Raw genomic sequence first — 18760 nt, forward strand, 5'->3', positions numbered from 1 at the left:
GACGGATGCAGGAGCAGTACCGGACCGTCGCCCGCGCGGGTGTGCACGAGAGCGAGATCAACCGATCCCGCTTCCTCTGCTCGCTCGCCCCCGCCGCAACCGAGGAGGAAGCGCAGGACTTCGTCGCCCGCGTCCGCAAGGAGCACCCGGCCGCCTCCCACAACTGCTTCGCGTACGTGATCGGCGCCGACGCCTCCGTGCAGAAGGCGAGCGACGACGGCGAACCCGGCGGCACCGCGGGCGTCCCCATGCTGCAGATGCTGATGCGGCGGGAGGTGCGGTACGTCGTCGCGGTCGTCACCCGCTACTACGGCGGGGTCAAACTCGGGGCGGGCGGGCTGATCCGGGCGTACGGGGGCGTGGTCGGCGAAGCCCTCGACGCGCTCGGCACCCTCACCCGGCAGCGCTTCCGGCTCGCCACGATCCGGGTCGACCACCAGCGGGCCGGAAAGCTGGAGAACGACCTGCGGGCCACCGGGCGCGACGTCCGCGAGGTGCGGTACGCCGAGGCCGTCACCATCGGGATCGGACTGCCGGACGCCGATGTCGAGGCGTTCACCGCCTGGCTGGCCGACACGACCGCGGGCACCGCGACCCTGGAGCTGGGCGGCGAGGCGTACGGGGACGTGGCCCCCTGAGGTGAGGGCAATCCCACGGGGGCGAACATCATGATCGATGCGGGTTCGGGAGCCCGGCGGCGTTAGCGTGGTCGGTGCCGGGCGGGATCACGGGCCGCCGGTACGTGGCCCACGGGGTGGAGGACGACGACGATGCAGGCCGAAACCGGCGGAGTGATGGCGTGAGGCTGCTGCACACCTCGGACTGGCACCTGGGCAGGTCCTTCCACCGCGTCTCCCTGCTGGATGCCCAGGCCGCCTACCTCGATCATCTGGTGGCCACCGTCGAGGAGCGCGAGGTGGACGCCGTCCTCGTCGCGGGCGACGTCTACGACCGGGCCGTACCGCCGCTCACCGCCGTCGAGCTGTTCGACCGGGCGCTGCACCGGCTCGCCGCCGCCGGTGTCCCCACCGTGATGATCTCCGGCAACCACGACTCGGCCCGCCGGCTCGGCGTCGGCGCCGGACTCTTCGAACGCGCCGGGATCCATCTGCGGACCGACCCCGAGGGCTGCGCCACCCCCGTGGTGCTCGCCGACGACCACGGCGACGTGGCGTTCTACGGGCTGCCCTACCTGGAACCGGCCCTGGTCAAGGACGTCCTGGGGGCGGGCAAGGCCGGTCACGAGGCGGTGCTCACCGCCGCCATGGACCGGGTCCGCGCCGACCTCGCCACCCGCCCCGCCGGAACCCGCTCCGTCGTCCTCGCGCACGCCTTCGTGGCGGGCGGCGAGCCCAGCGACAGCGAACGCGACATCACCGTCGGCGGGGTCGCCGCCGTCCCCGCCGGGGTCTTCGACGGCGTCGACTACGCGGCCCTCGGCCATCTCCACGGCTCCCAGCGGGTCACGGCCAGGGTCCGCTACTCCGGCTCCCCGCTCGCCTACTCCTTCTCCGAGGCCGACCACCGCAAGACCATGTGGCTCGTCGACCTCGACGCCCGCGGGGACATCGCCGCCGAGGAACGCGTCGACTGCCCCGTGGAGCGGCCCCTCGCCCGGCTCCGCGGCCGGCTCGACACCCTCCTGGAGGACCCCGCCCTGGACCGCCACGAGCACGCCTGGGTCGAGGCCACCCTCACCGACCCGGTGCGCCCCGCCGACCCCATGGCCCGCCTCGCCCGGCGCTTCCCGCACACCCTCAGCCTCGTCTTCGACCCCGAACGGCCGCCGGACGACCCGGGGGCCTCCTACGCGCAGCGCCTCAAGGGCCGCGACGACCATCAGATCGCCGAGGACTTCGTCGCCCACGTGCGCGGCGGCAGCGGACCCAGCGACCTCGAACGCACCGTGCTGCGCGGCGCGTTCGACGACGTCCGGGTGGACGGGACCGTGCGCGAGGTGTCCCGGTGAGACTGCACCGCCTGAGCATCACCGCCTTCGGCCCGTTCGGCGCCACCCAGGAAGTCGACTTCGACGCCCTCTCCTCCGCCGGCCTCTTCCTGCTCCACGGCCCTACCGGCGCGGGCAAGACCTCCGTCCTGGACGCCGTCTGCTTCGCCCTGTACGGGGCCGTCCCCGGCGCCCGGCAGAGCCCCGGGGCCTCCCTGCGCAGCGACCACGCGCCCGTGGACCTGCCCACCGAGGTCCAGCTGGAACTGACCGTCGGCGGCCGCCGCCTCGAAGTCACCCGCAGCCCCGCCCAGCCGCGTCCCAAGAAGCGGGGCGACGGCTTCACGATGGAGAAGGCCCAGAGCAGGCTGCGCGGCTACGACCCCGAGCGCGGCTGGCACGCCCTCAGCACGTCGCACCAGGAGATCGGCGAGGAGCTGTCCCAGCTCATCGGCATGAGCCGGGACCAGTTCTGCCAGGTGGTGCTGTTGCCGCAGGGCGACTTCGCCCGCTTCCTGCGCTCGGACGCCGAGGCCCGGGGCAAGCTGCTGGGCCGGCTCTTCGACACCCGCCGCTTCGCCGCCGTCGAGGAACGCCTCGCCGAACTGCGCCGGGGCGCCGAGGCCCAGGTGACCGCCGCCGACGAGCGCATCCTCGCCCTTGCCCAGCGCATCGCCCAGGCGGCCGGCCCGGCCGGGGCCGAGGCCACGCCGATCACCGCCCGGCCCGGTGAACCCGGCCTGGCCGAAGCGGTGCTGGAGTGGGCCGCGGTCGCCCGGTCCACGGCCCGCGAACGGCTCGGCATCGCCCACCGGGTCGTCGCCTGGGCCGAGGGCCGGCAGCGTGAGGCCCGCCTCGCCCTGGACGCCGTACGCGAACTCGCCCGCCTCCAGCAGCGGTACGAGGAGACCCGGCTGCGCTCCGCGGCGCTGGAGGAGCGGCGGCCCGAACACGACCGCTGCCAGGAGCAGCTGGAGCGCGCCCGCAAGGCCGACCGGGTCGCCCCCGCCCTGGAGCTGCGCGAGGAGGCGGAGCGGGCGTACCGGGCCGCGAGCGACGGTCTCGGCCGGGCCAGGGAGCTGCTCCCCCCGGAGCTGCGTGACGCGGACGCCGGCCGACTGATCGAGCTGGAGCGGGGGTTCCAGCAGGAGCTGTACGCACTCGACGCGGCCCGCGACGCCGAGGAGCGCAGCGCACGGATCGACGAGGAGCGCGTCCGGCTCGACCGGGAGGCCCAGGCCGACGGTGAGCTGATCCGCGAGGCGGACGCGTGGCTTGCGGACTGGGACACCACCCGTGCGGCCCTCAAGGGACGCATCGACGCCTCGCAGGAGGCCGCAACCCGCGCCGAGCAGCTCGCCGGACTCCTCGTCCCGGCCCGCCGCCGCCTGGACGCGGCGGTCCGCCGTGACGCGCTCGCCACCGACGTGCGGGAGGCGGAGGAGCGGCTCGCCGGCGCGCGCGAACAGGAGCTGGACGCCCGGAAGTCCTGGCTCGACCTGCGGGAGCGCCGGCTGCGGGGCATCGCGGCGGAGCTGGCCGCAGGTCTGATCGAGGGCGAGCCCTGCACGGTCTGCGGGTCGGCCGGCCACCCGGCCCCCGCCAGCCCCGGCGACGGTCATGTCGACCGGGCCACCGAGGAGCGGGCGCTGGCCGCCCAGCAGTCCGCCGAGGAGGCCCGCGCCCGAGCGGAACAGCAGCTCGCGCTCGTACGCGAACGGCACGCGGCGGCGGAGACGGAGGCCCGGGGGGACGACGCTTCCGCCTCCTCCACCGTGGCCGGACTCGCCGTGCTGGTCGACCGGTTGGCCGGCGAGCACGATGAGGCCCACCGGCTCGCCGCCGCGACGAACCCGGCACGTGAGGCGCTCACCGCCGCCGAGCGCGAGCACGCCCAGCGGCTGGAGCAGCGGCAGGAGGCACACGGGCGGATGTCCGCCCGTACCGCCGCGCGCGAGGCACTCGACGCCGATCAGGCCCGCCTGGAGGAGCAGATCGCCGCGGCCAGGGGCGGGTCGCCGTCCGTGGCGGCGCACGCGGAGCGGTTGACCCGCCGCGTGGCCCGCCTCGCCGACGCCGCCGAGGCCGTACGCGCCGAACAGGACGCGGCCCAGCGGCGCAAGGAGGCCGACGACCGGCTCTCCGACGCGGCGTTCCGGGCCGGCTTCGACACCCCGGAGGCCGCCGCCGCGACGCTCCTCGACGCTTCCGCCCAGCGTGAGCTCCAGCACCGTATCGACGCCTGGCAGGCCGAGGCCGCCGCGGTGGCCGACCGACGCGCCGAGCGCGACGCCCGCGAGGCCGCCGAACAGCCCGCTGCCCGACCGGCAGTGGCACAGAGCGAGTTCGAGACGGCGGAATGGCTCCTGCGTGAGGCGTCGTCCGCCCTCGCCGCCGCCGATGAGCGCTGCGCCGAGCTGACCCGGCTCTCCCGGCAGGCCTCCGACGAGGTACGGCGGCTGGGGCCCGTGCGCCAGGAGTACGAGCGGATCGCCCGGCTCGCGGGTCTGGCGGCGGGGACCTCCGCCGACAACGAACGCAAGATGCGCCTGGAGGCGTACGTCCTGGCCGCCCGCCTCGAACAGGTGGCGGCCGCCGCCACCGCCCGGCTCCAGCGGATGTCCTCGGGCCGCTACACGCTGGTCCACTCCGACGCCCGCACCGGCGGCCGCCGCGCCGGACTCGGGCTGCATGTGGTCGACGCCTGGACCGGCAGCGAACGCGACACCGCGACCCTGTCCGGCGGCGAGACGTTCTTCGCCTCGCTGGCTCTCGCGCTGGGCCTCGCCGACGTGGTGACCGAGGAAGCCGGTGGCGTACGCCTGGACACCCTCTTCATCGACGAGGGGTTCGGCAGCCTGGACGACCAGACGCTGGACGAGGTCCTGGACGTACTGGACTCCCTGCGGGAGCGGGACCGCAGCGTGGGCATCGTCAGCCATGTCGCCGACCTGCGCCGCCGGATTCCGGCCCGGCTCGAAGTGGTGAAGGAACGCCAGGGCTCATCCGTCCGCCACCGCCTGTGACGACCTCGGCCTGTGCTGCCCGGGTGTCCCGCCCGGCTGGGGCCGCGGACCGACGGCCGGGGGGCATGGCATGGCGCCCTGCGTGTCCCGCCCGCGCGGGGCTGCGTCCGGTGTCAGCGGCCGATCGCGCGGCGGGGGAGCGGTGAGGAGTACACGATGCTCGTGGTGACCGAGCCCAGCGCCCCGATCCGCCCGGTGGTCTCCTCCAGGTGCTTCATCGAGCGGGCCGTGACCTTGAGGACGAAGCAGTCGTCGCCGGTGACGTGGTGGGCCTCGATGATCTCCGGCGTGGTCTCCAGCAGATCGTGGAAGGGCTTGTAGTTCCCGTTCGGGTAGCGCAGGCGGACCAGGGCGAGAAGGGGCAGCCCGAGCCGGTCGGCGTCGACCACCGCCGCGTACCCGCTGATCACCCCCAGCTCCTCCAGGCGCCGTACCCGCTCCGTCACGGCACTCGGGGACATGGACACGGCACGGGCGAGCTCGGCGAAGGTGGCGCGGCCGTCGCGCTGGAGGACATCGAGGATGCGCCAGTCGGTGGCGTCCGGGGAATAGTCGGTCACCTCCCCGAGGGAACAGGGAAATCCCCGGTGAATCAAGAGTGGTGCCGGGGAATCTCACTTCCCGGTCCGCTTTCACGGTCATAGATTCATGGGCATGACCTCGCACTCCACGGCCCTGGCCGCCCACCCCGTCCTGCGCGTTCCGCCCGCCTCGCCCGCCGTCGCGGCCGCCTACTTCGGCGCCTCGCTCGCCTTCCACGCGGACGTCTCCGACGTCGCCTCGGCGCTCGCCGCCGACGGCGGGGCCGGGTTCGTCGTCCTGGACAGCCGCTCCACCGCGTCCTGGGACCAGGGGCACGTCCCCGGGGCGGTCCACCTGCCCACCGCCCTGGTCCCCGAGCAGGCCGCGACGCTCCTGGACCCGGCCGTCCCCGTGGTCACGTACTGCTGGGGGCCGGGCTGCGACGGCGCGACCCGCGCGGCCCTGGCCCTCGCCCAACAGGGTTTCCACGTCAAGGAGATGCTCGGAGGCTTTGAGTACTGGGTGCGCGAGGGGTTCGCCTACGAGACCCGGGAGGGCGGCGCGCGGCGCGCGGCCGATCCGCTGACCGCTCCGGTCGACGCGGCCGACTGCGGCTGCTGAGCCCGCACGGGCCCGGGGTGCCCGCACCCCGGGCCCGTGCGGGATTCAGTGCGCCCGGCCGGCCCGTCCCCACCCCTGGAGAATCCGGACCGCGCCCACCGCAGGCCCGGTCAGAGCCGTGACAGCTCGTCCACCAGGTCGTCCAGGCCCAGCGACCCCTGCGAGAGCGCGGCCATGTGCCACGCCTTCAGGTCGAAGGCGTCGCCGTGCGCGGCGCGGGCGTTCTCCCGGCCGAGCAGCCAGGCGCGCTCACCGAGCTTGTAGCCGATGGCCTGGCCGGGCATCGACAGATAGCGGGTCAGCTCGCTCTCCACGAAGTCGGCGGGCCGGCCGCTGTGCTTGCCGAAGAACTCCTGGGCCAGATCGGGCGTCCAGCGCTCGCCCGGGTGGAAGGGGGAGTCCGCCGGGATCTCCAGCTCCAGGTGCATGCCGATGTCGACGATGACCCGGCAGGCGCGCATCATCTGGGCGTCCAGGTAGCCGAGCCGCCGTTCCGGGTCGGGCAGGAACCCCAGCTCGTCCATCAGCCGTTCCGCGTACAGCGCCCAGCCCTCGGCGTTCGCGCTCACCATGCCGACCGACGCCTGGTAGCGGGAGAGGGTGTCGGCGACGTGCGTCCACTGCGCGAGCTGCAGGTGATGGCCGGGAACGCCCTCGTGGTACCAGGTGGAGACCAGGTCGTACACGGGGAAACGGGTCTCGCCCATGGTGGGCAGCCAGGTGCGGCCGGGGCGGGAGAAGTCCTCGGAGGGGCTGGTGTAGTACGGGGCCGCGGCGCCGCCGGGCGGGGCGATCCGGGACTCCACCTTCCGTACCCGTTCCGCGAGGTCGAAGTGCGTGCCGTCCAGCGCCTCGATCGCCTCGTCCATCAGGCCCTGGAGCCAGTCGCGGACCTCGTCCACCCCCTCGATGTGCTTGCCGTGCACATCCAGGTGGGCGAGCGCCTCCCAGGGCCCGGACCCGGGCAGCACCTTCTCCGCCTCGGTCCGCATCTCGGCGAGCAGCCGGTGGTACTCCGACCACCCGTACGCGTACGCCTCGTCGAGATCCAGATCGGTGCCGTTGTACAGCCGTGACCACCGGGCGTAGCGCTCCCGCCCCACCGGGTCCGGGGCACCCTCGATCGTCGGCGCGTACACGTCCCGCATCCAGTCCCGCAGCGCCAGCACCGAGGCCGTCGCCCGCCCGGCGGCCTCGTCCAGTTCCGCCCGCAGCGACGCGGGCCCCGGCGCGACGAACCCGGCGAAGAACCCCTCGCCCTCACCTTCCCCGCCCCACTCCGTGAGCTGTCCGACGAAGGTGGCGGTCGCGCGGGGGCCGCCGTACAGCTTGCGCTCCAGTCCGAGCGCCAGCGACGCGCGGTACCCCTCGTACGCGGCGGGCACCGCGCGCAGCCGCTCCACGACCGCCGCCCAGTCCTCGTCCGTCGCGGTGGGGGTGAGGGTGAAGACCTCGGTGATGCTGTGGGCGGGCGACGACAGGTTGGAGACGGCCCGCAGACTCTCCTCCGCCTCGTGCACGGCGAGTTCCGCCGTCAGGCGCTCCCGCAGGAGCCGTCCGCAGCGCCGCTCCGCATCGCTGTCCGCACCGGGAAGCCGCTCGGCGGCGTCCAGCTTCCGCAGCGTCGCGCGGATGAGGTCGGCGGAGGCCGCCCGGCCGGCCGGTGAGAAGTCGGGCAGCCGGCGCGAGCTCTCGGGCACACCCAGATAGGTGCCGGTGATGGGATCGAGTTCGATGAGTGCGTCGACGTAGGCGTCGGCGACCTGACGGGGCAGTGCGCTGCTCGAAGTGTCTGACATGCGGACATCCTCGTACGGCGGCGGCCTCTCCGTCATCACCGGGGCCCTCCGGCGGCCCGGTCCGGGCGGTCAGTTCGCGGAGGGCGGAAGCAGCGGACCGCAGTCCCACTGCTGGAAGATCAGCCGGGTGTCCACCCGGGCGACCTCGCGGCGCGAGGTGAACTCGTCCAGCACCAGCCGTTGCAGATCCGCCGCGTCGGCCACCGCCACCTGCACCAGGTAGTCGTCCGGTCCCGTGAGGTGGAACAGTGCGCGCGACTCCGGCAGCGACCTGATCCGGTCGACGAACGGGCCGATCAACTCCCGGCGGTGCGGCCTGACCTGCACGAGCAGCAGCGCCTGGAGTCCCCGCCCGAGCTTCGCCGGATCGAGGCGCAACTGGTCCCCGAGGATCACCCCGCTGCGGCGCAGCCGCGCCACCCGGTCCAGACAGGTCGAGGCGGCCACGCCGACCTCGGCCGCCAGCTCGCGGTACGTGGTCCGCGCATCGTTCTGCAGCAGCCGCAGAATCTGCAGATCCACCGGATCGAGAGCGACAGAATCGGACATACGGCGAACGTAACACGGGGATCAGCCGCTACGAACCGGTAACTGTTCAGAGTGACGCCATGGACAACGAAGTCTCGATGACGCCCCCTGCGCCCACCTCGTCCAGGGCTCTCGCCACCGAAGCCGTGCACGCCGGACGCGACGACCTCGCCTCCCTCGGCCTGCACGCCCCGCCGATCGACCTGTCCACCACCTACCCCTCCAGCGACTCGCGCGACGAGGCGATGCGTATCGACGCCTTCGCCACCACCGGGACCCTCCCCGACGGTCCGCCCGTCTACGCCCGGCTCGACAACCCCACCACGGGCCGCTTCGAGACGGCGCTCGCCCGGCTGGAGGGGACCGACAGCGCGGTCGCCTTCGCCAGCGGGATGGCCGCCCTCACCGCGGTCCTGCTCGCCCGCGCCGGCCAGGGGCTGCGCCATGTCGTCGCGGTCCGCCCGCTCTACGGCTGCAGCGACCATCTGCTCGCGGCCGGACTGCTGGGCACCGAGGTGACCTGGACCGACCCGGCGGGCATCGCCGACGCCATCCGCCCGGACACCGGTCTGGTGATGGTGGAGACGCCGGCCAACCCGACCCTGGCGGAGGTCGACATCGACGCCGTCGCCCACGCCTGCGGAACCGTGCCGCTGCTGGTCGACAACACCTTCGCCACCCCCGTCCTGCAACGCCCCGTCGAACACGGCGCGCGCATCGTCCTGCACAGCGCCACCAAGTACCTCGGCGGGCACGGGGACGTCATGGGCGGCGTCGTCGCCTGCGACGAGGAGTTCGCCGCGACGCTGCGCCAGGTGCGGTTCGCCACCGGCGGAGTGCTGCACCCGCTGGCCGGCTATCTGCTGCTGCGCGGCCTGTCCACCCTGCCGGTGCGCGTCCGGGCGGCCTCCACCACGGCCGCCGAACTCGTCCGCAGGCTCACCGCCGACCCGCGGATCGCCCGGGTCCACTACCCGCGGATCGGCGGGGCGATGATCGCCTTCGAGGTGTACGGGGACCCGCACCGGGTGATCTCCGGGGTGCGGCTCATCACGCCCGCCGTCAGCCTCGGCAGCGTGGACTCGCTCATCCAGCACCCGGCCTCCATCAGCCACCGCATCGTGGAGGAGGGAGACCGGCGGGCCGCGGGCGTCGGTGACCGGCTGCTGCGGATGTCGGTCGGTCTGGAGGACGTCGAGGACCTGTGGGCGGATCTGTGCCAGGCGCTCAGCGACGGGCCCATTCCGTCGGCGCGGACGGCCGAGCGGCCCCTTCACGCGTCAGCCGGGCAGTGATGACGAGCGTGCCCTCCTCGATCTGGTAGTCGAGGGGCAGCTCCAGCGCACGCATCGCGGCCACCATGCCGGTGTTGCGGGACTGCGTCACCGCGTACACGCTGTCGCAGCCCGCCTCCTCGGCCAGTGCCACCAGGCGGCGGAGCAGTTCGGAGCCGATGCCCCGGCGCTGCCAGTCGTCCTCGACGAGGAGGGCCACCTCGGTCTCGTCGCCGTCCCAGAGGAGGTGGCCCAGCGCCACCAGCTTGCCCGACGCCGTCTGCACCGCCAGGGTGCGGCCGAATCGGGGGCTCAGCAGGTGGTCGAGGTAGCGGTCGGCGTCCGCGACGGGACCGTGGTAGCGCAGGCCCAGGGTGTGCTGCGAGCAGCGGTCGTGCATGGCGCGGGCGGCGGCGAGGTCGGCGCGGTCCGCGCGGCGCACGGTGATCTCGTTGCCCTCGGGCAGCGTGAGGACGTCCTCGCTGCGCGGTACGCGGGGACCGAGCCGGGCGTCGAGCTCGACCAGGGCACGCGCCCGGGCGAACTCGGTGGGCGTGAACGGCAGATAGGGCCGCTCGACGGAGATCACCCCGCCGGACGGGTCCCGCAGTCGCATCACCGTCTCCTCCAGCACGCCCTCCACCGGGGCGCTCTGCCCGGTGGCGCGGCCCGTGACGGAGACGGCGGGCAGCGAGTGGATGGTGCACCGGCCCAGCAACTGGCGCAGGGCGAGCGGCAGCTCGGCCGCGTCGAGCGCCGTCCGGGTGGCCAGTGACAGCACCCGGGTCGGGGTGTCCACCAGATCGTGTGCGTCCGCCCGCTCGATCCAGGTGGAGGCGCCACCCGCCGCCGCGATCTCCCGGGACAGTTCCTGCGCCTGGAGCGAGGCCGGGGCCCGCAGCAGGAACTCGTCGACGGTGCCGTGGGCGAGCGGGTGCGTCTGGAGGGTGAGGATGTCGACGCGGAGCCCGGCGAGCGCCGTGCACAGCGCGGCCAGACTGCCCGGGGCGTCGAGCACCGTCGTCCGCATCCGCCACAGCGTGGTCCCGGTCTCCTCGGCGCCCGCGTCCCCGGACCCGCCCGTCGTCGCACCGGCCCCGACCGGCACGGCATCCGCCTCGTCGGACGGGGGTGCGTGACCGTGGCGCCGGGCCCACCAGGTGTGGAACGCGGCGGTGGCCACCAGCGCCACGGCCGAGGCCATGAGCAGGTAGGGCCCGTCCGGCTGGTGCCCGATCAGGTTGGCGATCGCGTCGGCCACGGCGACGGCGGTGAACAGGGCGGCCAGTTCGATCAGGTCCCGCCGCCAGTGGTGCGGACGGCGGGCGCTCTTCGCGGAGGTCACATCAGTCATGCCCTCACTGTGAGGGAAGGGTGTTGCCTGATCACGAACGCCTTGTGACTGATGGGTTACGTGTCGATCTGGTCCGCTATCGTCGGTTTTCGGTCAGATTCCGGGACCGGTCGCCTGGCGTTCCCGCACCCGCGGCCGTCCACGCGCGGGCCACCCGGGCTGCTCCCGTCCGCGGGCCCCTGATCGCCGATTGCCGACCGCTGACCCCTGACCGCCGGTCACTGTCCGACGCGGCCCGGCCGGAGCACCTTCGTGAACAGCACCGAACCGCCCTGGGCCCGCAGCCGCACCGTCAGCTCCGCACTGCCCCCGTCGATCTCCACCTCGCCGAAGTACTGGGGCGACTCCATCGGTGAGACGTTGGCCCGGTCCGGGGCCCGTACGAAGACCCGGTCGGGGCCGAACGTACCGTCCAGCGCGTTGGCCGGGAAGCCGCCCGCCGCCAGCGGACCCGACACGAACTCCCAGAACGGTGCGAAGTCCTTGAACGCCGCCCGTTCCGGTGCGTAGTGCTGGGCCGAGGTGTAGTGGACGTCGGCCGTCAGCCAGACGGTGCCGGTGATCCTGCGGTGCTTGACGAAGCGGAGCAGCTCGGCGATCTGGAGCTCCCGCCCGAGCGGGGCCCCCGGGTCGCCCTGCGCCACCGCCTCGAAGTCCGTCGCCCCGTCCGGGACCACCAGGCCGAGCGGCATGTCGGCGGCGATCACCTTCCACTCCGCCCGGGAGGCGGCGAGCGAGCGCTTCAGCCACCGCAGCTGCTCGGCGCCGAGGATGCCCGTCGTGTCGTCGGGCTGCCGGTTGGGGGAGTTGGCGTTGCGGTACGACCGCATGTCGAGCACGAACACGTCGAGCAGCGGTCCGTGGTGGACGACCCGGTACATCCGCGACCGGCGCCCGGAACCGTACGACGGCGCGGCCGGCACGTACTCCTGGAAGGCGCGCACGGAGCGCGCCGCGAGGATGTCCACGTTCTTCTCGGTGTAGCGGGCGTCGTCGAGGATCTGTCCGGGATACCAGTTGTTGCGCACCTCGTGGTCGTCCCACTGCACGACGGAGGGCACCTGCGCGTGGAAGCGGCGGACGTTGTGGTCGAGCAGGTTGTAGCGGAAGGTGCCCCGGTACTCGTCCAGCGTCTCGGCGACCTTCGCCTTCTCCTCGGTCATGACGTTGCGCCAGATCCGGCCGTCCGGCAGCGTCACGCTCTCCTCCAGCGGGCCGTCCGCGTAGACGCTGTCGCCGCTGCACAGGAAGAAGTCCGGGTCCAGGCGGCGCATCTCCTCGTACACCCGGTAGCCGCCGATGTCCGGGTTGATGCCCCAGCCCTGCCCCGCGATGTCGCCCGACCACAGGAAACGCACCCCGGACCGCCGCCGGGCCGGGGCGGTGCGGAAGGTTCCGTACACCGGTTTCCCGGTACGGCGCGGATCGGCCGGATCCGCGAGCGTCACGCGGTAGTGCACCTGCTCGCCCGGCGGCAGCCCGTACAGCGGCGTGGTCCCGGTGAAGTCCCCTCCCGGCCCGAGCGCCGGCCCGTGCCACCGGCGGACCCGCCGGAACGACTCGGTCGCCGAGGTCTCCACCAGCATCCGGGCCGGCCGGTCCGAGCGCACCCACAGCAGCGCCGAGGAGGAGGTGACGCCGCCCACCTGCACCCCCCAGGACGCTTCGGGCCGGCCCGACAGCCGCAGCGCGGGCGCCGCCGATGCGGCCGCGGGCGGGAGGGCGAGGGCCGCCGGGGCGATCAGCGAACCGCGCAGGACGGCGCGGCGGCCGGGAGAGGGGACGAGCGGACGGTGCGGGCGATGGGACATCGAAGCGCCTCCAGCGAGGTGGTCGGACGGTGCGCCGTACGGCAAGAGCCGCGGCCTCGCCCGGTACGGAGCCGGTCTGCGCCATGCCTAGTGCCTCGCGGAGGCCGGATCCCGAACCCCGGGTGAACGGCGCCCGTCGGCCGGGTCCGGGACGGGTCTGGGGCGGGGGAGGAGGCAGGCTGGCGGGTCGGCTGTACCCGGTCGGCTGGACCCGGCCGGCCCGGCGGTCTGGTCCGGGCCGGTGGGCCGTCGGACCCAGCGGGTCCGGCCCGGTGTCCGTGCGCGGCCGGTCCGTCCGGGTCCGGCCCATGAGGCCGGCCGGCCCGGCCGTGCCGGTCAGCCGGGGCGGGCCCGTCCGGTCAGCCGGAAGAGGTCCGTCCGGTCCGCCACGCGTCCGCCAGCGCGGCGACCCCCCAGGCGATGTCGCCGGGGGCGAGATGGGCGTACCCGAGAACGAGCGGCAGGGCGCCGTCCCCGGAGTCGGCCGTTCCGTAGTCGCGCAGCGGCCGCACGGCGATGCCCGCCCCCGCCGCCCGCTCCAGGAAGACGTCCTCGGGACCGTACCGAGCGGGCAGCCGGGCGATGATGTGGAGCCCTGCCGCGATGCCGCTGACCGCCGTGCCGGGGAAGTGCTCGTCGAGCGCGGCCACCATCGCGTCGCGTCGTCCCCGGTAGGCCCGCTGGCAGCGCCGCAACTGCCGGTCGTAGCCGCCGCGCACGATGACATCCGCCAGAACCGCCTGGTCGAGCACCGGGTTGCCCAGATCCATCGTCCGTTTGCGGGCGACGATCCGCTCCGTGAGGGCGGCGGGGGCGACCAGCCAGCCGAGCCGCAGACCGGGGGCCAGCGACTTGCTCACGGAGCCGGTGTACACCACCCGCTCGGGATCCAGCCCCTGCAAGGCGCCCACCGGGGCCCGGTCGTAACGGAAGTCCCCGTCGTAGTCGTCCTCCATGATCACGGCGCCGGTGTCCCGCGCCCAGCCCAGCAGGTCGCCGCGCCGCCGCGCGGAGTAGCCGATGCCGGTGGGGAACTGGTGCGCGGGCGTGGTCACCACCGCGCGTACGCCGGAGCGCTCCAGGGGCGCGAGGGCGAGGCCCTCGTCGTCGAGAGGCAGCGGAACCGTGCCGAGGCCGGTCGCCGCGAACAGCGAGGAGTGCTCCGGACTGCCGGGATCCTCCACCCCGACCGCGACCGCGCCCTCGTCCCGGAGGACGAACCCGAGCAGGGTCGTCGCCTGGGCCACCCCCGAGCAGACCACCAGCCGCTCCGGATCGGCCACCACACCCCGGCGCCGGGCGAGCAGTCCGGCCAGCGCCTCGCGCAGCTCCGGCAGCCCGCGCGGATCCGGGTAGCCCAGCGCGCCGTGCGGCAGCCGGCCGCACACCGTCCGCTGGGCGGCGGCCCACGCGCTGCGCGGGAAGAGGGACAGGTCCGGGGTGCCGGGCCGGAAGTCCACGCGTGCGCCCGCCACGCCCGGCGCACGGTCGCGCACGGGGCGCTCCGCCGCCCGTACGCCCTCGCTCACCCAGGTGCCCGCGCCCCGCTCGCTGCGCAGATAGCCCTCCGCGACGAGCTGCTCGTAGGCCTCGGTGACCAGACCGCGCGACACCCCCAGATCGGCGGCGAGTTCACGGCTGGAGGGCAGCCGCGTGCCACCCGCGAGACGGCCCGAGCGCACCGCCTCCCGGAGCGCGGACCGCAGCGCGCGCCCCCGCCCACGCGCCGGCACGGCAGCGGCGGGCAGCAGCAGCTCCCAGGCCGGGGAGAGGGAGTGCGGCGCCGGGTGACGCGGCCCGGCCTGTGCGCCGGACCCCGGCCCGGTGCCGCGGTCGGCCCCCGCCCCGAGATGGGAAGTGGTCCCCGAACTCGTCATGGAAGTGGACCTTAAACCGGTCCGTCGCCGACCCTAGCGTCGGCCCCATGAACGCGACCTCTCTGCGCGGGGCCCTCCTCGCGGCCCTCGCCTGCGTGCTGGTGGGGGCATCCTTCACGGCCAACAGCGTCCTCGGCGACTATCCGTACGCCGGCGGCCAGGCGCTCCGCTACGGTCTCGCCGCGCTGCTGCTCATCCCGTTCCTGCGCCGCGATCCGGACGCGGCGACGGCCCGGCTCCGACGCCTCACCCGCCGCCAGTGGGGGCGGATCGCGCTGCTCGCCGCGGTGGGCATGGTCGGGTTCAACCTGGCGGTCCTGACGGCCGAACGGACGGCGGAGCCGGCTGTTCCGGGCGTCTTCGTGGGCTGTGCGCCGATCGTCGTCGGCGTGCTCGTCCCGCTGCTGGACGGGCGCCGTCCGTCCCGCGTCACCCTGTACGCGGCGGGCCTCGTCGCCATGGGGGCGTTCACCGTCCAGGGCTGGGGGCGCACCGACCTGGCGGGCGTGCTGTTCTCGGTGGGCGCGCTCGCGGGCGAGGTCGGCTTCGCGGTCCTGGCCGTTCCGGTGCTGCGGCCGCTGGGCCCGAAGCTCCTCTCCGCGGCGGTCTGCGGTGTCGCCGCCGTCGAGTCGGCCCTGCTCGGCCTGCTGCTGGACGGCGGCTCACTCCTCCGGGTCCCGACGGCCGGTGAGACGGCGGCCCTGCTCTGGCAGGCCGTGGTCGTCACCGTGATCGGCTTCGTCTGCTGGTACAGCGGGATGCAGCGCATCGGGGCAGAACGCGCCACGCTCTTCTCCGGGCTGATCCCGGTCTCCGCCGCCCTGACCGCCCCCATGGCCGGAGCGGGGACGTACGGCCTCGCGCAGGGCGCGGGAAGCCTCCTGGTCGGCGCCGGTGTGGCGTACGGCTCCGGTGTCCTCGGGCGGCGCGGGACGCCCGCCCCGCGACCGTGCAGCCGCGCGGCGGGCGTCCCGGGCAACGGCTCAGCGGCTGGTGTCCAGGATGACGCGGGCGACGCGTGCCGGGTCGTCGTTCATCGGAACGTGCCCGCAGCCGGGCAGCCGCACGAGCCGGGCGCCGGGGATGGTCCGCTTGGCACGGACGCCCTGCCGGCGCAGCAGGATCCGGTCGCGGGTGCCCCAGGCCACGGTGACGGGGATCCCTTTCACGTCCTCGCCGAAGAGGGTGTCCCGGCCGGCCTCCAGCGTCTGGTGGAAGCCGGTCGCCCGGCGCAGGGCGAGCGTCTCGGCGACGACGGCCTCCGGTGAACGCCGGCCGGGCCGGGCGTAGATGGTGCTCGTGAGGGCCGTCCGGCCCGCCGCGCTGTGCGACAGGCGCTCGATGAGCGGCACCGGCAGGGCCAGCGCACTCCGCCGCATCGTCCGCAGGGTGCCGTAGGCGTAGCGCCGTTCGGCCTCCGTCCAGAAGCCCGCCGGGGACAGCGCGGTCACCGACCGCACCACCTCGGTGCGGCCGAGTTCCAGCGCGAGCAGCCCGCCCAGCGAGTTGCCGGCCACATGGGGCCGGTCCAGGCCGAGTTCGGCGCAGAAGGCGCCGAGAACCGGGGCGACGGTCCCGAGGCCGTAGGGGACGTCGTCCGGCAGCGCGGGCGAGGTGCCGAAGCCGGGCAGGTCGACGGCGATGACGTCACGCTCGGCGGCCAGGATCCGCGTCACCGGGTCCCAGGCCCGCAGGTGGTGGCCGATGCCGTGCAGGAGCAGCAACGGTTCGCCCGAGCCGGTCCGTTCGTACGCGACCGAGACCGGTCGGGGGCCGTCGGGCGTGGCGACGGTGAAGGAGACCGTGGTGGTCATGCTGCTGCTCCCTGCCATGGGTAGACATCTCGTCAACAACAATTACTGCCGAGTAGCCCGCAGTTCAAGGGGCCTGGCGATTCCCGCTGGACACTCCGGGGGCGGTGGGCTGGGATGGATCGATGACCGTCGACGTCGCGACCGAGATATTCGAAGAGCACCGGCCCGTACTCACCGGTGTCGCCTACCGCATGCTCGGCCGCGTCGCCGATGCCGAGGACGTCGTCCAGGAGGCGTGGCTGAAGTGGTCGGCGGCGGCGCCCGAGGACGTCCGGGAGCCGCGGGCCTTCCTGGTGCGGATCACCACCCGGCTGGCCATCGACCGGCTCAGGCACCTCCGCTCGCGCCGGGAGACGTATCCGGGGGTCTGGCTGCCGGAGCCGCTGGTGACGGACTTCGGCCCCACGCTGCCCGACACCGCGGAACGTGCCGTCCTCGCCGACTCCGTCTCGCTCGCCGTGCTGGTCGTGCTCGAATCGCTCTCGCCGCTGGAGCGCGCGGTGTTCGTGCTCCGGGAGGCCTTCGGATTCCCGTACGCCGAGATCGCCGCCGCCCTCGACCGCACCGAGGCGGCCGTCCGGCAGCTCGCGGGCCGCGCCCGGCGGCACGTGGAGGAGCGCAAGCCCCGCTACGACGTGGACCCGGCCGAACGGCGCGACCTCACCGAACGCTTCCTGGCCGCCGCGTCCGGGGGTGGCATCGAGCAACTGCTCTCCCTGCTCGCCCCGGACGTCCGGCTCGTCAGCGACGGCGGCGGCAGGCCGAAGGCGGCGCGGCGGGTCATCGAGACCGCCGACAAGGTCGGCCGCTTCCTCTTCGCCGTGGCGGGCGCACTCGACCCCGGCGGGGAGATCCGCGTCATGGAGCTCAACGGCGGCCCCGCCGTCGTCCACTTCATCGGAGGGAAAGCCGACACCGTCTTTCAGATCGAAGTCGGCCAAGGTGTCATTCAATGCGCCTATATCATTCGTAATCCGGACAAGCTGTCCGGACTGCCCGTCGTGTAGCAGCGCGCGTCACCGGCCCCGCGACCCGTCGGGCCCCTCGCGTGCCTGGTCAGAGCCCCGCTGTCCGAGGTGACGGCGGGGCTCTGTGCTGCGCTCACCTCACGGCGTCGCGAACGTCGTGTGAACGCTCTGCGCCAGAGTGCCGTTTCGTTCCGTTACGGAATGAGGATTGGTCTTGACCAAGGGGGTATGCCGTCCTAGGGTCTCCACTTAAGGCAGGAACCTTTAATAAATAACGTCGCGGAATCGGCGCCCGGCGATTGCGGAGGACAGGGTGGGGACCACGCAGCTGGAATCGGTACAGGAGCCGAAGTACTGGCACCTCAAGACCGTGCTCAGTGAGGCACTCGACTCGGACTTTGCGGTGGGGGAGATCCTGCCCAACGAGCGGGAACTCGCGGCGCGGTTCGGTGTCGCGCGAGCGACGCTCCGGCAGGCCCTGGAGCAGCTCGAACTCGAAGGCAGACTGCAGCGCCGGCGCGGTGTCGGGACCACCGTGGCCCCGCCGCGCGTGGGCGTCGCCGTCTCCACCGAGCAGCGGGAATGGGCGGACGGCGTCGGCGGTGAAGCCTGGCAGCCGCTCGACAGCACCATGGCCAAGGCCCCGGCGCCGGTGGCCGCGATGCTCGGAACGGACCCCGCCGAGCCGGTGCACGTGGTGCGCCGGATCCGTGACACCCAGGGGCAGTCGGTAGCGGCGGAACTTCTCTACGTCCCCGCCTCCTCGGTCCCCGACCTCTCCGCCATCGAGGCCCCGTCCGGTGCCGTCCGCGCCCGCGGTGTCCTGCGGGAGCTGCACCGGCTCGGCCTCCAGGGCCAGGACCGCTCCGTGGAGCTCGGCTCCGCGCGGGCCGATGACGCCAAGGAGCTGGACCGCCTCCCCGGCGCCCCCGTCCTCGTCGTCACCACCCGGTTCTTCACCGTGGACGGTACGGCGGCCGTCTCCGTCGCCACCTACCGCGCGGACACCTGCCGGCTCACCTTCGGGGACTCCGGCGCGCTGGAGATCAGCCACGACGAACAGCCGGAGCGCCAGGCCTCCTGACGCCTGGCCCGCTCTGCGGCGTGTCCGCCGCCCGTCCCCGACGACCCCGGTCCTCGGGGACGGGCGGCGGACACGCGTCGTTTCCGGCCCGCCTGCGCCTGACCGCCCGCGGCCGTCCGTGTCCGCGGCACCTG

General features: G+C 74.0%; 14 protein-coding genes and 1 pseudogene. 8 read left to right on the forward strand and 7 right to left on the reverse strand.

Translation table 11 applies throughout. The features are described from left to right. The first annotated feature begins 5 nt into the window (after window positions 1-5). The 3 genes from KME66_RS30385 to KME66_RS30395 all read left to right on the forward strand — a co-directional run bounded on the left by KME66_RS30385 (window position 6) and on the right by KME66_RS30395 (window position 4974). Window positions 6-638, forward strand: a complete 633-nt coding sequence (locus tag KME66_RS30385) for a YigZ family protein (RefSeq protein ID WP_073224708.1) — start codon at window positions 6-8, stop codon at window positions 636-638. 161 nt (window positions 639-799) lie between these two features. Beyond that, entirely contained in the window at window positions 800-1969 is a 1170-nt protein-coding gene (locus KME66_RS30390) for an exonuclease SbcCD subunit D (RefSeq protein ID WP_073224710.1), read from the forward strand. Then, the gene (locus KME66_RS30395; protein ID WP_216328077.1) at window positions 1966-4974 is read left to right on the forward strand and encodes an AAA family ATPase; all 3009 of its coding nucleotides are present in this window, start codon (window positions 1966-1968) and stop codon (window positions 4972-4974) included. The genes KME66_RS30390 and KME66_RS30395 overlap by 4 nt, the downstream gene beginning before the upstream one ends. Window positions 4975-5087: 113 nt before the next feature. Here the strand turns inward: KME66_RS30395 and KME66_RS30400 are convergent, their stop codons facing one another. After that, complete coding sequence (locus KME66_RS30400) at window positions 5088-5534, reverse strand: Lrp/AsnC family transcriptional regulator (protein WP_073224714.1); 447 nt, start codon at window positions 5532-5534, stop codon at window positions 5088-5090. An 88-nt stretch (window positions 5535-5622) separates the two neighbouring features. Here KME66_RS30400 and KME66_RS30405 point away from each other — a divergent pair, with 88 nt between their 5' ends. Next, window positions 5623-6117: a rhodanese-like domain-containing protein gene (locus tag KME66_RS30405; protein ID WP_216328079.1), complete on the forward strand. Its 495-nt coding sequence runs from the start codon at window positions 5623-5625 to the stop codon at window positions 6115-6117. A gap of 110 nt (window positions 6118-6227) precedes the next feature. Here the strand turns inward: KME66_RS30405 and KME66_RS30410 are convergent, their stop codons facing one another. Together KME66_RS30410 and KME66_RS30415 are read right to left on the reverse strand one after the other, a co-directional pair. Beyond that, entirely contained in the window at window positions 6228-7916 is a 1689-nt protein-coding gene (locus tag KME66_RS30410; RefSeq protein WP_216328081.1) for a DUF885 domain-containing protein, read from the reverse strand. Window positions 7917-7985: 69 nt separating this feature from the next. Continuing rightward, window positions 7986-8465, reverse strand: a complete 480-nt coding sequence (locus KME66_RS30415; RefSeq protein WP_073224718.1) for an Lrp/AsnC family transcriptional regulator — start codon at window positions 8463-8465, stop codon at window positions 7986-7988. 59 nt (window positions 8466-8524) lie between these two features. On the opposite strand from KME66_RS30415, the gene KME66_RS30420 reads away from it, so the two are divergent. After that, window positions 8525-9739, forward strand: coding sequence for a PLP-dependent aspartate aminotransferase family protein (locus KME66_RS30420; protein ID WP_073224720.1), 1215 nt, complete (start codon window positions 8525-8527; stop codon window positions 9737-9739). Here KME66_RS30420 and KME66_RS30425 read toward each other — a convergent pair. From KME66_RS30425 to KME66_RS30435, 3 genes are all read right to left on the reverse strand, one after another. Next, window positions 9672-11063 carry a GNAT family N-acetyltransferase gene (locus KME66_RS30425; protein ID WP_216329698.1) on the reverse strand — a complete coding sequence of 464 codons (1392 nt, stop codon included), beginning with the start codon at window positions 11061-11063 and terminating at the stop codon, window positions 9672-9674. The genes KME66_RS30420 and KME66_RS30425 overlap by 68 nt on opposite strands. 227 nt (window positions 11064-11290) lie before the next feature. After that, window positions 11291-12883 (reverse strand): alkaline phosphatase, encoded by a 1593-nt coding sequence (locus KME66_RS30430; RefSeq protein ID WP_216328084.1) that lies wholly within the window; start codon window positions 12881-12883, stop codon window positions 11291-11293. A 359-nt stretch (window positions 12884-13242) separates the two neighbouring features. Then, entirely contained in the window at window positions 13243-14637 is a 1395-nt protein-coding gene (locus tag KME66_RS30435; protein ID WP_216329700.1) for a PLP-dependent aminotransferase family protein, read from the reverse strand. 170 nt (window positions 14638-14807) lie between these two features. Here KME66_RS30435 and KME66_RS30440 point away from each other — a divergent pair. Then, window positions 14808-15650: pseudogene (locus tag KME66_RS30440) on the forward strand (DMT family transporter); the annotation flags it as partial. A 93-nt stretch (window positions 15651-15743) separates the two neighbouring features. On the opposite strand, the gene KME66_RS30445 reads toward KME66_RS30440, so the two are convergent. Then, the gene (locus tag KME66_RS30445) at window positions 15744-16574 is read right to left on the reverse strand and encodes an alpha/beta fold hydrolase (RefSeq protein WP_216328086.1); all 831 of its coding nucleotides are present in this window, start codon (window positions 16572-16574) and stop codon (window positions 15744-15746) included. Between the two features lie 122 nt (window positions 16575-16696). On the opposite strand from KME66_RS30445, the gene sigJ reads away from it, so the two are divergent. Both sigJ and KME66_RS30455 read left to right on the forward strand, forming a co-directional pair. Further along, a complete protein-coding gene (gene sigJ, locus KME66_RS30450) occupies window positions 16697-17581 on the forward strand; it encodes an RNA polymerase sigma factor SigJ (RefSeq protein WP_216328087.1) in 885 nt (294 codons plus the stop codon). 274 nt (window positions 17582-17855) lie between these two features. Then, window positions 17856-18626, forward strand: coding sequence for a GntR family transcriptional regulator (locus KME66_RS30455; protein WP_073224735.1), 771 nt, complete (start codon window positions 17856-17858; stop codon window positions 18624-18626). Window positions 18627-18760 lie beyond the last annotated feature (134 nt).

Source organism: Streptomyces sp. YPW6 (assembly GCF_018866325.1).
Taxonomy (GTDB): domain Bacteria; phylum Actinomycetota; class Actinomycetes; order Streptomycetales; family Streptomycetaceae; genus Streptomyces.

Bases quoted from the DNA above. Each gene is read 5' to 3' on its own strand.
- KME66_RS30410 (WP_216328081.1), bottom strand. From the start codon at position 7,916: ATGTCAGACACTTCGAGCAGCGCACTGCCCCGTCAGGTCGCCGACGCC.
- KME66_RS30385 (WP_073224708.1), top strand. From the start codon at position 6: ATGCAGGAGCAGTACCGGACCGTCGCCCGCGCGGGTGTGCACGAGAGC.
- KME66_RS30405 (WP_216328079.1), top strand. From the start codon at position 5,623: ATGGGCATGACCTCGCACTCCACGGCCCTGGCCGCCCACCCCGTCCTG.
- KME66_RS30420 (WP_073224720.1), top strand. From the start codon at position 8,525: ATGGACAACGAAGTCTCGATGACGCCCCCTGCGCCCACCTCGTCCAGG.
- KME66_RS30445 (WP_216328086.1), bottom strand. From the start codon at position 16,574: ATGACCACCACGGTCTCCTTCACCGTCGCCACGCCCGACGGCCCCCGA.
- KME66_RS30415 (WP_073224718.1), bottom strand. From the start codon at position 8,465: ATGTCCGATTCTGTCGCTCTCGATCCGGTGGATCTGCAGATTCTGCGG.
- sigJ (WP_216328087.1), top strand. From the start codon at position 16,697: ATGACCGTCGACGTCGCGACCGAGATATTCGAAGAGCACCGGCCCGTA.
- KME66_RS30430 (WP_216328084.1), bottom strand. From the start codon at position 12,883: ATGTCCCATCGCCCGCACCGTCCGCTCGTCCCCTCTCCCGGCCGCCGC.